Below are 253 nucleotides of genomic sequence, written 5' to 3' on the forward strand. Positions count from 1 at the left end.
CGCCCTACGGGCTCCTTCCGACGCGCACAGCGTCAGGACCTTCCCCGCAACTTGCAGTTACCGCCTTTATCACGTCACGTCAACTGTGTGTCGCCGGATTTGCGCGGTTCCTGACCGCCATCGACAGCTGCCGCTGTCGCCCGGGCGCGCCGAGAGCCACGGCTTCGAATACAAGCGCAACGGCACGCTGAGCCTGTTCGCGGCGCTCAATACGGCAACCGGGGAAGTCATCGGCAAGACGGCGCCGCGCCAT

Annotated in this window: 1 pseudogene; it reads left to right on the top strand. The window is 65.6% G+C overall.

From position 1 onward, the window contains the following. A pseudogene (locus AABE10_RS36355) lies at positions 1 to 253 on the top strand (hypothetical protein); the annotation flags it as partial.

Source organism: Paraburkholderia diazotrophica (assembly GCF_038900755.1).
GTDB lineage: Bacteria > Pseudomonadota > Gammaproteobacteria > Burkholderiales > Burkholderiaceae > Paraburkholderia > Paraburkholderia diazotrophica_A.